This window comes from Legionella parisiensis, assembly GCF_001467945.1.
In the GTDB taxonomy this organism is placed as follows: Bacteria; Pseudomonadota; Gammaproteobacteria; order Legionellales; family Legionellaceae; genus Legionella; species Legionella parisiensis.
Map to the genome: position 1 here is coordinate 733,445 of NZ_LNYQ01000012.1, position 13,803 is coordinate 747,247.

The window sequence follows — 13,803 nt, forward strand, 5'->3', positions numbered from 1 at the left end:
TAAGTTCCATCGGCATAAACATTATGACCAAAGCCGCAATCCGCATCAGAGCCTTCTTGTTTGACAGATAAGATGCCGGGTTTGACGAAGGTTATGGTAATTGTACATTGGCCGTACTCAGAAGATGAATAAACCGCAGTATCTCCTTTAAGCGAAGCAACACCGGATAACTCCCCGGTATTGGCTTGAAGTTCACCGTTTACCTCATAAGGGTAGACTAAATTAAAAGAAATATTAATCTTGCCACCGCCAAGAGCGCTAACGGTCAGAGTATTGGAAAGATCATTATGGGGTGCAGGAAACTTTATAATGAAGGTACCATTGACTTCTTCTTTAGAAACACTGTTCCTATGGGGGTGAGTAAAACCCAAGGCTGAATAAAGAATGAATAGATTGACTAAGGCAGTTTTTATAATCCAATTGTTCATCGTGCTGTAAGTAATGTTTTTATTCTAAAAAGCTATCATAAATAAGGGTGTAAGACTATTTGCAGGTTTCTTTTTTGATTTGGAGTACTGCCATTCATTAACAATAGTATTTTTAACATTTCATGCGTTTTTTACTCGATAAGTGATTTCAAGGGTTTGATTTGGATGGAAAATTACTAATGTCAACAATTTTATCTACTTCATCAGCTGGTTTGAAAAATCGATTGATTTGGTTATGATGCAGTATGGGTTCATGGCCATGGCTTAGTTCCTCTTTAATTACTTCTTCCAAATCGATTTGTGGTCTCTCCTTTTGAATGATAAGAGGTGTATTTTTTTCACATAGTATCCCCATGAGCGCACGATTTAGCGCTGGGACAGGTTCTGGTATTATGGGAAGGGAGGGGGCAGCATGAACTTTGTGTTCAGCTGATGTAACATGCACTTTTTGTTTGCTCGGCAATTGAAATGTGCCAAATGCTGCCTTAATTCCTGATTCAACATCTAAACCATATAACTTATTTAAATCACCTGGATTATCAGCGAGGGAAGTCACGTTCTTCCATAATGAATCTAAGGAATACAATTTTCCATCTTTGGTGTCTCGAAATAGATTCCAGGTATGAGCCCCATGTTTGTGGAATGAGTGTCGCTGATGTATTACCTCTCCTTGCAGAATACTGTCCTCAACTAAGCGACTCATCAAAAAAGCATTTAATAAGGAATGGTGGCGGCATATTCCAATTCCCGCTTGCATGAATTCATCTAAGGGAATAACAGGGTTTCCTTCTCTTAAGTGCTTTTCCACAAATGCTTTTAAAAAAGCCGTTTCGCTTATAGGAAAGGCTTTTTGTGTCAGTTTAGAAATTTCTTGCAAGATTTCTGGAGTTGTAGCATTTTGTTTTATATTTTGGCGTAATTCAGCATAGAGTTTTTTTAGCGATTCAGCCTCTGGATCTAAGAGGAGCATTTCTCGACTGGAGGATGAACCTATTGAAAATACGCGTTGATTAAAATTACGTACATCCCGTGTAACAATGGGAGAATAGCCATCCTGGTATTTGATGCACGGTGCTCCATGAAACATCTTGATGCGATTATAATGATGTTGAAAAGCCAGTTTCGTCCTATTCATCTCTGCGAGTGGTTGAATTGGAGTACCGGCCTGATCTTGCTCGGCGTTATTCAGATTGTTCTCATCTTTTATAATTTCAAAGGATGATGGCATAGTAAAAACTCAAAAAATATATTTAATATTATAGCATGATGATCACAATTGGACCATATTGGGTTTTTGTAAGCTAAAACTGGATGCGAGGACTTCTTATTCTCCTTAGTTTAACTTATCAAGATAAGTCTCTCGTGCATAGCAAGCAGCAATAATTGCTATAATCACCCAAAATAGAATATAGAACGCAGGAGCATATTTATTTCCCGTTAATTCCACTAATGTTAAAGAAACTAAAGGCATTGTCCCACCAAAAACTGCCTGGCCAATATTATAGCCTATAGATACACCACTGGCGCGAATCGCTGTGGGGAACATCTCTGCAAGCATAGTGGGAACTGCAGCATTCAACGGTGCAAGTATTATCGCCAAGACTATTTCTCCTAAGAGGATTTGCCACCAAACTCCACTCGAAAAAAGAATAAATATGGGGTAAATGAAAATGAAAATACCAAGTGCACCTAACAAAAAAATGGGCTTCCTGCCGAAATAATCCGATAACAAACCCATCAGAGGAATTAAAAGTGTTAAAACGAGCAGTGCAATAAAGTTAGCTAATAAAGCATCTTTTAATAAAAAGCCTTCTGATTTCACAAGAAAGCTCGTTATATAGGCGATGAGTAGGTAATTGCTCATTGCTAATATACTCGTAAAGATGATGGCTAGCACCAATTTGCGTGGATAACCAAAAAACACAATTTTTGCTGGAAGCTCTTGGGTATGTTTGGCTTTCAAAAAGGTAGTGGGTTCAACGCTTGTAAGGCGTAAATAAATACCTATTAATCCTAGTACTGCACCGATTAAATATGCCAAGCGCCAACCCCAGGCCCGCAGAGTATCTTCAGTTAATAAAACACTGAGTAACGATGCAGTAAATGACCCTAAAAAAATGCCAAGAAAAGCAGTGCTTAATACTAAACTGCCTGCAAGACCACGTCGATGATCGGCCATATGTTCAATAAGAAATGTTGTTGAACCAGGAAGCTCTCCTCCTACTGCAATTCCTTGAATTAACCTGAAAAAAACAAATAATAAAGGAGAAATAACTCCTAAGGAATTAAAATCGGGTATCAAAGCAATACATGCAGTGGACGCTGTCATAATAGACACTGAGAGAATCAGGGTTTTTCGTCTGCCGATACGATCCGCATAATGTCCCAGTAATATACCTCCTAGCGGACGCATAAAAAAACCTACAGAAAATACACCAAAGGTGAGAAGAAGAGAAACAAAATAGGTGTCTGAGGGAAAGAATAATTGAGCAAATAAAGGGGTAAAGTTGGCGTAAAGAAGAAAATCGAACCACTCTAAGGTATTTCCATATAAACCAGCAAAAATACTTTTCCTTTTTGTAGGATCCATAGTTATTATTATTAATAGCCTCTTGTTTCTTTATTTTAGGGGTAAATATTTTTTTTGGGAATATGCCGGATGATGTTACTCCAAATCCTCTAATTTTCCTTTTATAATAAGATATCAACTGCACTTAGCTGTTCCTGTTGTTGGGCTATATTGAGCGGTTTCAGTGAGTAGTTTTTGCATCTGAATTAAGTGTTCTTCAGCCTTCTCAAAAAACGCGCCAATCTCAGTTTTTTCCGATGAAAAAAAAGAAAGGATCGAGGTGCTTTCTGTAACTTGTTTAAAATAAGGGAGTGTTTTCAAGGTGGTTAATGAATCAAGATCGTCAGACTCTACCGCCTTATATAAATCTTCTACGAATAAAAAAGCATGAAAAGCGCTCTTATCTTCTTTAGGTCCAGACTCAAATACACTTTGATATTTATCCAAGGTTCCCTTTATATCGGTTAACAAGGATATTTTTCTTTCTTTTAATAACTCCATTGTTTGCTCTACCACACTTTTTGGGTTGGTCTCCATTTCCTTGCGATGGATTTCCATCTCTTTTTTTATTTTTCCCATATGCTCTGTTTGACATCGCTCGGTATATTTTTTTTGCAATTTCCCGTCAAAATCTATATTGTTATTTGCGGTAACATACCTAAGGCATGTTGCATTTGTCCAACCCAAGTGCTCTAGTATCTCTTCGTCGGTTTGATATTTTGCTGGGCAAACACGGGTTTCTTTTTCATTAAAATCATAACAAGTCATCCCTTTTTCTGAGACAGCAATACTTTGAACCCCAATCATGTTGATTAAAGTAATATCATAATTTTTAATGCCATATTTGGCGCATAGCCCTCTTAAATAGCGTTCCATACCTACTTGAGGATGACTCTCTCTGGTTTTTTCCTGGTTACCAAAAAGCCAGGGAGTACCCAGTTCAAAGTGAAGGGTTTGATCTGCATCACGTTCTTGTACTATTAATGCTAAATCCTTTATCCATTTTCTAAAAGGCTGATTCGTATCTTTAGCGTCATCCAGCATCTGTGGTTTTCTGTTTGACGTTCCGCTTAGATGATAGAGTCCATATAGCCCGGAGTCAGTTTTGACATGAAATGCAGTGCATCCCCCAAAGCCATCAGTTACATGCTCCTCTTGAGAACCAGCTTCAGCTATAGAGCCGCCACTATCCATGACCACATCTATTTTAGTGAGCATATAAACCTCTCAAGATACAACACCATACTATAAATTATATGCTCGAATTGAATAAAAAATATTAATATTGTTTAAAATTAGATTGATTTGCTATTGTTCATGTGGGGGGAACGGAGGTTCTTTGTACCTAACGCCAGCCAGGATCGCTTTTACCGTACTCCTCACCAATACCTGCATTTTGTGAGTCAGAACTTGCAGCTTTGGTACAAGAACCAATTAATAATATGGCTGCACAGAGATAAAAAATCAGGGTGATTTTTCTAAATAATGAACGTGTAATCCTTTATGTTCCTTATTAACAAATCACTCAAAATCATTTGGTTCATATACTTATTTATGCGCAGTGACCTGCCAATGTATATATCACAATAATGCTAGGGAACAGAGCTCAATAGCAATGATGGAATTTAAATATCTAGATAAGCATTCGTGATTTGTTGTAAATGGTTTTTTTGACCCTTTTTTAAAAAACTGGACTTAGCAGCTAAAAGTTTGCCAATGGCATGGCTAGAGTTGATTACCGATGCTATTTTATCATTTTTTGTTGCTTTAAGTGTTAAGTAAAATAGTCTGATGATAACTACACGTTAGCCACAATTTCAGTACTTTGAACAGGAGATAAGATGACTTTAGCCTTTAGGGTAACCCCTGTTTTTTTGCATTATGTAAACCAAAAATATGTGTTTATTTGTTGTTTGCCGTTCTACTAACTTAATATAGCTAATTTGTAAGCACGGCCTAGATTACAAAATTATTTTCAACTTAAACGGTAACTCAAAAAAGTACATCATGCTAATACTATTAATATTTACATGACTTTTAAAATGGATCTTTTTCTGGTCATAATAATACCCTGCATACTAATTTTCATATCCAGGAGCCGTTTTCTTCCCTTTTTCATCCCAACGGTTAATACAATTGAGTTCTATGTCAAATAAATCAAGAACGCGCCCCACGCTATGAGTAACAATATCATCAATTGTTTGTGGATTGTTATAAAATGCAGGCACAGGAGGAGCGATAATAGCCCCTATTTCTGTTGCCCGTTTCATATTTTCAATATGTCCAAGATGCAGCGGTGTTTCACGAACCATTAATACTAACCGTCTGCGTTCTTTTAAAATAACATCTGCTGCACGGGTCAATAAATTAGAGGTTGTTCCACAAGCAATGTCTGCTAATGTCCGCATGGAGCAAGGCGCAATGATCATGCCTGAAGTAATATAAGAGCCACTCGAAATGCATGCGGCGATATCATGAATTGGATAATGCTTATCGGCAAGATTATATAGGTCAGTTGCAGAAAGTTCGGATTCATAGGCGCGAGTTTGCTGGGCGGCTTTGGATACTATAAGATGTGTTTCATACTCTGAATGAGCTAATAGCTCCAACAGCCGGACTCCATAAATAATTCCGGAAGCTCCAGTCATACCGATTATAATCCGCTTTTTTTTCATAACTTAACCCTGGGCATATACATGGTCTTGATCTAAAAACGATGCATTGGGAGCAAAAAAGTGATGCATATAAATACTTTGCATTATTTATCTTTGCACATATAGTATCATATTTTTCAACAAAATTTGTCTATACCTGTATCACTCTTAGCTGATCTTCATCGATACAATCAGTAGGAGAGTATATTGAGAGGAAATAATTTAATGGAATCAGTTGTTAGCCAAATTATTCATTTTGAAAAGCAGTTGCTTGCCAAGAATGATTCAGTCGATATTTTAATCGGTTTCATTGATGATGAATTTATTGAGTATGGAAGTAATGGCAAAATCAATGATAGAAATGAAGCTGCTCGATGGTTGTCTCTAGAGGATTATTCTGAAGCAACGGGTATTGAGTTTGAGGCAAAATTCTTGACAGAAGACGTGGTTTTATTAACGTACCTCAGCGAGATGAAGCAAAACCATTGTTCAGAAAGTAAATTTGCACGACGTATTTCGATTTGGCGAAGAAAAAATGACATATGGCGGATGGTGTTTCATCAAGGAATATCTATAGAGAATACAAAAGCAGTGCAATAAACCTACGCTGGGCTGTTAGTCCAGCGTTTTTTGATAAAAAAACTTCGCCAGAAAATTGTTTACTCTCAAATACTACCATCTATTTATTCAACATGGAGAATGATAACATCACCAACCATTAAGTATGAGCTATGGAAGGTGATACTATGAATGCAGGAGTCAATTCATTTGTTTTTTTTGTTGCCTTGATTGCTGGATTTGGTGGTTTTTTATTTGGTTTTGATTCCAGTGTGATCGCGGATGTTAAAGATCAGGTGATGGTCCAATTGTTTCTTTCTGAATGGCAATGGTCTCAGGTAGTGAGTGTTAGTATACTCGGTTGTGTTCTTGGCATTCCTTTAAGTGGTTTCTTTGCTGATAGGCTAAGTCGGCGTTTTCTACTCAAAACGGTCGCTATGGGGTTTATTTTAGGAACTGCGCTATGTGCTATTACGCATGATTTCATGCTGTTATTAATTGGTCGATTTATCATCGGTATTTGCATCGGAATTGCTTCGTACATTGCCCCATTATTTATTGCAGAAATTGCTCCTCCCAATCGAAGAGGCGCTTTAGTGTTGATTAATGGTTTAACGATTACCTTTGGTCAGGCAATAGCTTATTTAATCGGTTATTTTTTTCATGACTATTCGGTACATAGCTGGCGATTATTATTTGGGATGGGGAGTATTCCTGCCCTGATTTTATTTATAGGGATGCATTTTGTTCCTCATTCACCGCGTTGGCTCATGAAGAAATATGGAATAGATAACGCTCTGCACGTTTTAAAGCGTATTCGCCCGTTGGGGTATGATATTCAAAAAGAGGTCGATGAGATCCAGAACAATATACAACAAACCCAACTGAATTATAACCTATTGTTTAGAGCCCCAGTCGTTTTTGTTCTCGTCGTTGGTGTCGGGTTGGGAATATTTCAGCAGTTCTCTGGAATTAATGCAGTAATGTATTATGGTCCCGTTATTTTTGAATCAGCGGGTTTTTATCCTGTTTCGAATGCCATTTTGGCTACCTTTTGTATGGGGGCGGTTAATTTTTTATTTACACTACTTACTTTATTTTATATCGATAAATTAGGCCGACGATTCTTATTATTAAGTGGTACGATGATCGCTTCCCTAAGCCTTTATGTAGTGAGCTTGTTATTTACCGAATTACCTGGACAAAAATTTTGGATATTGGGTTTTTTATCAACCTATGTAATGGGTTATTGCATTAGTGTTGGCTCTTTATTTTGGGTTTTGATCTCTGAAATTTATCCTTTATCGGTGCGTGGTTTGGCGATGAGCATTGCCACGGTAGCGCAATGGGGTGCTAATTTTGTGGTTTCCATTTCTTTTTTGGCGATTTACCAAAATTTAGGACAAGGGCTTACTTTTGCTTTATTTGGTTCATTATGCTTGCTGGCTTTTTTCTTTGTTTATCATTTTGTACCTGAGACAACAGGAGCTTCTTTGGAAAAAATAGAGAAAAATTTGATGTCAGGTAAAAAAATCAGAGACATTGGTAAACCATTCGCAGAAATAAAAACAAACGAGCTTGAATTAGTGAGAGATTAAAAAATGGATAATGCAAATCAATTCAGAAAATGTCGTATAGGTATCATTGGCGCAGGGCGAATCGGTAAGTTGCATGCAGAGAATATCAAATATTATTTACCTCAATATGAATTAGTGGCCATCGCAGATCCTTATCTGAATAAGGAATGGGCCGATAAATTGTCGATTGCAGGTCAATACAGTCATTTTGAAGAAGTACTGTTTCAACAACATCTCGATGCAATCCTGATCGCCTCACCTTCAAATTTGCATGTGGAGCAAATTAAAGCAGCAAGTGAGGCGGGTAAAGCAATATTTTGTGAGAAACCATTAGGATTGAATGAAAAAGAAATTTTGGATGCTTTAGAAACAATACAGGCAAACAACACCTTATTACAGCTCGGTTTTAATCGACGCTTTGATCCAAGTTTCGCTCATCTGCAAAAACAGGTGCAAACAGGTGAAATTGGTGCTGTTCACCTTGTTAAGATTACTTCTCGTGACCCTGTCTGTCCTACCAAGGAATATTGTGCAACCTCAGGCGGTCTGTTTATGGATATGACTATTCACGATTTTGATATGGCGCGCTTTTTAACCCAATCGGAAGTGATTGAAGTGTATGCGACGGGCGCAGTACTAATTAATCCTGATTTTGAAGCATTGGATGATGTGGATACTGCAATCATCCAAATGCGTTTCGCTAATGGCGCGATGGGCGTAATTGATAATAGCCGTCAGGCGGTCTATGGATATGATCAACGTATTGAGGTATTTGGTAAAGAAGGAATGTTGCTGGCCAATAATCAATTGAATCATTCAGTGATTCATTATGCAAATACCTTCACAGAACAAGCCAATCCACAATATTTTTTTCTTGAACGTTATCATCAGGCTTTTAGAGCAGAGTTAAATTCATTTTATGATGCATGGCTGCATAATAAACCAAGCCCTGTTTCTGGAAGAGATGGGTTGCAAGCTTTGCGTATTGCTCAAGCTGCAAAACAATCTTTGGTTTCTAAATTACCTGTTTTTATAAGTTGAGGATGACATGATTTATCCACCATTTTACTTTGATGCAAATAGATCTGTGGATTTGATTTGTATGGGGCGGGTAGCAGTTGATCTGTATGCAGAGCAAATTGGTGTATCGCTTAGCGACGCTCAGAGTTTTAAAAAATATCTAGGGGGCTGTGCAGGAAATATTGCTGTGGGTGCTGCCCGTCTTGGTCTGGAATGCATGATGTTTTCTTGTGTTGGTCACGATGAGATGGGGCGTTTTTTAAAAAATGAATTACGTGCTGAAGGAGTCAATACCGATTTGTTGTATACAACCGAACATCATTTAACAGGGCTGGTCTTATTGGGTATTAAGCCTCCTCATGAGTTTCCTTTGATGTTTTATCGTACTGATTGTGCGGATATGCAAATTAAACCGCAGCAAATAAACCAGAATATATTGCAACAAGTAAAAGCTATTTTAATCACGGGTACAGGATTATCTACTGATGCGATGTTGCAAACTACGGAAGAAGTTGTCCAATGTGCAAGAAAGACTGAAACCGCAGTAGTTCTTGATCTGGATTATCGTCCCGTTCTTTGGGGATTAACCGCACCAGGCGATGGGGAAACGCGATACCGCCATAGTCAGAAAGTAAGTAGAATCTACCAACGTATTTTATCTCTCTGTGATTTAATCGTAGGCACTGAGGAGGAAGTTTGTATCGCAGGTGGATGTGAGGAAGTTTATGATGCATTAGAGAAAATAAGAGGATTGACTCAGGCTCCTGTAGTGATAAAGCGCGGAGAAAAAGGTTGTGAGGTTCATTTTGCCAACAGCAGTCAGTGCTTACAATCCAAGCCATTTCCTGTTGAAATACTGAATGTGCTTGGAGCAGGCGATGGATTTATGGCCGGTCTCTTATCAGCTCTTTTGCGGGGAAAATCCTGGGAGGCTGCTACTACTTATGCGAATGCCAGCGGAGCCCTGGTAGTCACTCGCCATGGCTGTGCTCCAGCTATTCCCTATAAAGAAGAGTTAAACTATTTTATTCAACATTTTGATGACGAGCCGCAAATTTGGAAAAGTGCTCAGTTGCTGCAACTACATCAAAAGCGTAATCAGCACAACTCTCAGATTCTTATTAAAAACCCACAGGGTTTTAATCGAGGATTAAATACCATTGTCACTTTGGACACTTTATCTCTGAACATGAGTTTTAGCTCGATTAAATTAGATGCTGGGCAAAGCTACTTATTTAATGAGCATTATGAATTTGCTGCCTTATTAATGACTGGAAAAGTGATATTTCATTATGCACAGCAAAGCCAGCATGTAGCACGATATGATTATTTTTCTCAGGAGCCTGTCGTCTTGCATTGTCCTTCAGGCCAAAGAGCCTCTGTGGATGCTTTGACTGATTGTGAAATTTTGTTGATTGAGACAGAAAATCATGCTTCATTTGCTCCTTTATTATTTAATCAGTCCAATCTTGTGGAGCTGGATAATCGGGGAAAAGACATTTTAGATGATAGCTCATATCGTATCGTGAGGACTGTATTTGACAAGCGCAACAGACCTGAATCCAATTTGGTTGTTGGAGAAATTATTACCTTTCAAGGACGATGGTCAAGTTATCCATCCCATTATCATGATCAACCTGAAATCTATCATTATCGTTTTTCAGAACCACAAGGCTATGCATTTGGTGAGAATGGGAAAGAGGTTTTGCGTATTGAAAATTATGATACTTATCGAATTGCGAATGGCCAGACGCATGCTCATTGTGCCGCTCCAGGATATGCTCTTTATACGCTTTGGTTTATTCGCCATTTAAAAGATAACCCCTATATAACACCGACTTTTATCAAAGAACATGAATGGACAAGAACGCATAAGGCAAATAATAGGGTATGGAAAAAAAGGTTCCCCCCCCCATGATAACCTGCCTAAGCTTAGCGCCCTCGACTTGTTCGCGGAACCTGGTTTGTGCAGTAATACTGGCTCTCGCGAACAAGTCGCGGGAGATAGGGAGCAGAACGGCAGTCACGCCTGGAAAAATAATAATTTCAAGGAATAATTTGCATGAAAATTCGATTGACAATGGCTCAGGCTTTATTACGGTTTTTGGCGAATCAATATGTAGTGCTGGATGGTAACGCATATCAGTTTGTTGCGGGGGTATTTGGAATTTTTGGGCATGGGAATGTGACGGGTTTAGGTGAAGCGCTTGAGTATGACAATTATGGCTTGACTTATTATCAGGGACATAATGAACAAGGGATGGCACACGCAGCTACGGCCTATGCAAAACAAAAAAACAGATTAAGTATTTTTGCCTGCACTTCCTCTATAGGGCCAGGTGCGACCAATATGATTACAGCAGCGGCTACAGCAACCACAAACAGAATTCCTTTATTGTTACTGCCAGGGGATATTTTCAGTTGTAGACAACCGGATCCGGTATTACAACAACTTGAAGTCCCACATGATTACACCTTGTCTGTGAATGACTGCTTCAAGCCAGTGAGTAAATATTGGGACCGAATTGCGCGCCCTGAACAATTAATGACTGCGTGCATCAATGCAATGAGGGTACTTACGGATCCTGTTGAAACGGGTACGGTTACATTGTGTTTACCACAGGATGTGCAATCTGAAGCGTATGATTATGAGTGTTCCTTTTTTGAAAAACGTTTTTGGCATATTGATAGAGAACCTATTAGTGAGCGTGCACTGGATGAAGCAGCCCAACTTATTTTTAAAGCAAAAAAACCATTAATTATTTCAGGGGGTGGTGTCCACTATTCATTTGCTACAGGCGCGTTATCTCAATTTGCAGAAAGCCATAAAATCCCGGTTGCTGAAACTCAGGCTGGGAAAAGTGCTTTGCCAGAAAGTCACTGTATGAATGTCGGTGGAATAGGTGTCACGGGTTCTGAAGTAGCTAATATTCTGGCAGCACAAGCAGATGTGATTTTAGTGATCGGCTCGCGTCTACAAGATTTTACTACCTCGTCTAAATGGGGTTTTAAAAATGAGGCATGCCAAATTATTCATCTTAATGTCTCGCGTTTTGATGCGATTAAAATGAATGGTTTGATGTTGAAAGGGGATGCAAAAACAGGCTTAGAACAATTAGGGAGAAAATTAGGAGCTTATCAAACAAGAAAAGAGTATCAACAATGCGTGCAGCATTATCAAAATGAGTGGCAGCAGGAATTAGAACGAATTTATACCTCCGCTCATGTTGGTGCGGATGGTTTATCTCAAACCAAGGTCATCAGTTTGTTAAATGAAATGGTAACCGAAGATGATGTCATTATTTGTGCCGCAGGAAGTTTACCTGGAGATTTGCATCGTCTGTGGAAATCCAAAAAACCTAAAGATTATCATCTGGAATATGCTTATTCTTGCATGGGTTATGAAGTCGCTGCAGGTTTAGGAGTGAGGCTAGCCAAAGAAAATTCTCCAGGTGAAGTGTATGTTTTGGCGGGCGATGGTAGCTTTGTAATGATGCATTCAGAGTTGCTTACCAGCATTCAGGAACGCAAAAAAATAACCATCATTCTTTTTAATAATCATGGTTTTCAATGCATTAGAAATTTACAAGAAAGCCAGGGCAGCCAAGGTTTTGGCAATGAGTTTCGCTATCGAGAAGATAAAACCAAGAAACTATCTGGGAATTATTTACCAATCGATTTTTGCAAGTACGCCGAAGGGTTAGGTGCTAAAACTTTTTTTGCCGATTCTTATGCGCAATTGACTGTTGCCATAGACTCTGCACGAAATGAAGAGTGTTCTTCAGTAATTGTCTTACCGATACTGCCTAAAACCATGAGTAATGGCTATCAAACCTGGTGGCGTGTAGCGGTTGCAGAGGTATCTAACTCAGAAGAAGTAACTAAAGCGCATAACATGATGCAAGCGCAACTGCAGAAAGTTAGAGAATATTAACACTCCTAAGGAATTATGTATGCACATTAAACTCGGAATTGCACCCATTAACTGGTGCAATGATGACGACCCTGAATTAGGGAAAGAAATTAGTTTTGAACAATGCATTAGTGAAATGTCAGAGGTGGGTTATACCGGTACAGAACTTGGTAATAAGTATCCTCGTGACGTTTCTGTTTTAAAAAAGGCTTTAAGGGATCGTGGGCTAGAGCTATCGAGTGCTTGGTTCAGTACTTTTTTTATTGAGCCGGGGCAGTATGAAAATACTTTATCAAGATTTATGGAGCATTTAAGCTTTATGCGCGCGATGGGCGCATCTTTTATTAATGTATGTGAATGTGGACATGCCATTCAAGGAACAGAGTTGCCTATTATAAGTACTCACAAACCAGAGTTTAATGAGGAACAGTGGGGAAAATTGATTCAAGGATTACATACCATTGGCCGTATTGCTTATGATTTTGATATGCAGCTTGTTTATCACTATCATGCAGGGACAGGCGTTTTTTATGAGCATGAAATCGATTATTTAATGGAAAACACGAGCCCTCAATTGATTTCTTTATTGCTTGATACCGGCCACGCTGCATTTGCTGATATTGATCCCCTTGCTCTAATCAATAAATACAATGATCGTATTTCGTATGTTCATCTAAAGGATGTTCGTGCCGAAATCCTCAACAAAGTTAAAAGTGCACATATGAACTTTCTGGATGCAGTACGAGCAGGTGTATTTACGGTTCCTGGGGATGGCGCAATTGAATTTGCTCCCGTCATTCAAATGTTGCAAAAAAATCAATATTCGGGCTGGATGATCGTTGAAGCAGAACAGGACCCAGCGAAAGCCCCTCCTTTTCAGTATGCTAAAAAAGCCTATGATTTTCTACAGCAGCATATTAAATAAATTAAGGTGTATTTAACAATTCATCCACCTGCCTGCAACTGCGACTTGTTTTGTGGTCCATAAACAATGGATGAATTGTCAGCATCCTAAAAATGATTCTAAGCACCTTAAAACCTATCTACATGGTGTAGTATTTCCAATATTTTTAATTCTTTTAAC

General features: G+C 38.6%; 11 protein-coding genes. 6 read left to right on the plus strand and 5 right to left on the minus strand.

What is annotated here, in order from left to right; translation table 11 throughout:
• The 5 genes from Lpar_RS05720 to Lpar_RS05740 all read right to left on the minus strand — a co-directional run.
• Window positions 1-428 (minus strand): hypothetical protein (locus tag Lpar_RS05720; protein ID WP_237759348.1); only part of this gene is annotated, 428 nt, incomplete at its 3' end.
• Between the two features lie 148 nt (window positions 429-576).
• On the minus strand, window positions 577-1,656 hold the full coding sequence (locus Lpar_RS05725; protein ID WP_058517017.1) for a cupredoxin domain-containing protein: 1,080 nt from the start codon (window positions 1,654-1,656) through the stop codon (window positions 577-579).
• Between the two features lie 105 nt (window positions 1,657-1,761).
• Entirely contained in the window at window positions 1,762-3,018 is a 1,257-nt protein-coding gene (locus Lpar_RS05730) for an MFS transporter (protein WP_058517018.1), read from the minus strand.
• Between the two features lie 114 nt (window positions 3,019-3,132).
• Complete coding sequence (locus Lpar_RS05735; RefSeq protein WP_058517019.1) at window positions 3,133-4,215, minus strand: hypothetical protein; 1,083 nt, start codon at window positions 4,213-4,215, stop codon at window positions 3,133-3,135.
• A gap of 860 nt (window positions 4,216-5,075) precedes the next feature.
• Window positions 5,076-5,672: a UbiX family flavin prenyltransferase gene (locus Lpar_RS05740; RefSeq protein WP_058517020.1), complete on the minus strand. Its 597-nt coding sequence runs from the start codon at window positions 5,670-5,672 to the stop codon at window positions 5,076-5,078.
• A 204-nt stretch (window positions 5,673-5,876) separates the two neighbouring features.
• Between Lpar_RS05740 and Lpar_RS05745 the strand changes: the two genes are divergently transcribed.
• The 6 genes from Lpar_RS05745 to iolE all read left to right on the plus strand — a co-directional run bounded on the left by Lpar_RS05745 (window position 5,877) and on the right by iolE (window position 13,644).
• Window positions 5,877-6,251, plus strand: coding sequence for a DUF4440 domain-containing protein (locus Lpar_RS05745; RefSeq protein ID WP_058517021.1), 375 nt, complete (start codon window positions 5,877-5,879; stop codon window positions 6,249-6,251).
• Between the two features lie 146 nt (window positions 6,252-6,397).
• The gene (locus tag Lpar_RS05750; protein ID WP_058517086.1) at window positions 6,398-7,807 is read left to right on the plus strand and encodes a sugar porter family MFS transporter; all 1,410 of its coding nucleotides are present in this window, start codon (window positions 6,398-6,400) and stop codon (window positions 7,805-7,807) included.
• A 3-nt stretch (window positions 7,808-7,810) separates the two neighbouring features.
• Window positions 7,811-8,827 (plus strand): inositol 2-dehydrogenase, encoded by a 1,017-nt coding sequence (gene iolG / locus Lpar_RS05755; protein WP_058517022.1) that lies wholly within the window; start codon window positions 7,811-7,813, stop codon window positions 8,825-8,827.
• 7 nt (window positions 8,828-8,834) lie between these two features.
• Window positions 8,835-10,724: a 5-dehydro-2-deoxygluconokinase gene (gene iolC / locus Lpar_RS05760; protein WP_058517023.1), complete on the plus strand. Its 1,890-nt coding sequence runs from the start codon at window positions 8,835-8,837 to the stop codon at window positions 10,722-10,724.
• Between the two features lie 144 nt (window positions 10,725-10,868).
• Window positions 10,869-12,740, plus strand: coding sequence for a 3D-(3,5/4)-trihydroxycyclohexane-1,2-dione acylhydrolase (decyclizing) (iolD, locus tag Lpar_RS05765; RefSeq protein ID WP_058517024.1), 1,872 nt, complete (start codon window positions 10,869-10,871; stop codon window positions 12,738-12,740).
• A 19-nt stretch (window positions 12,741-12,759) separates the two neighbouring features.
• Window positions 12,760-13,644: a myo-inosose-2 dehydratase gene (gene iolE, locus Lpar_RS05770; RefSeq protein WP_058517025.1), complete on the plus strand. Its 885-nt coding sequence runs from the start codon at window positions 12,760-12,762 to the stop codon at window positions 13,642-13,644.
• Window positions 13,645-13,803 lie beyond the last annotated feature (159 nt).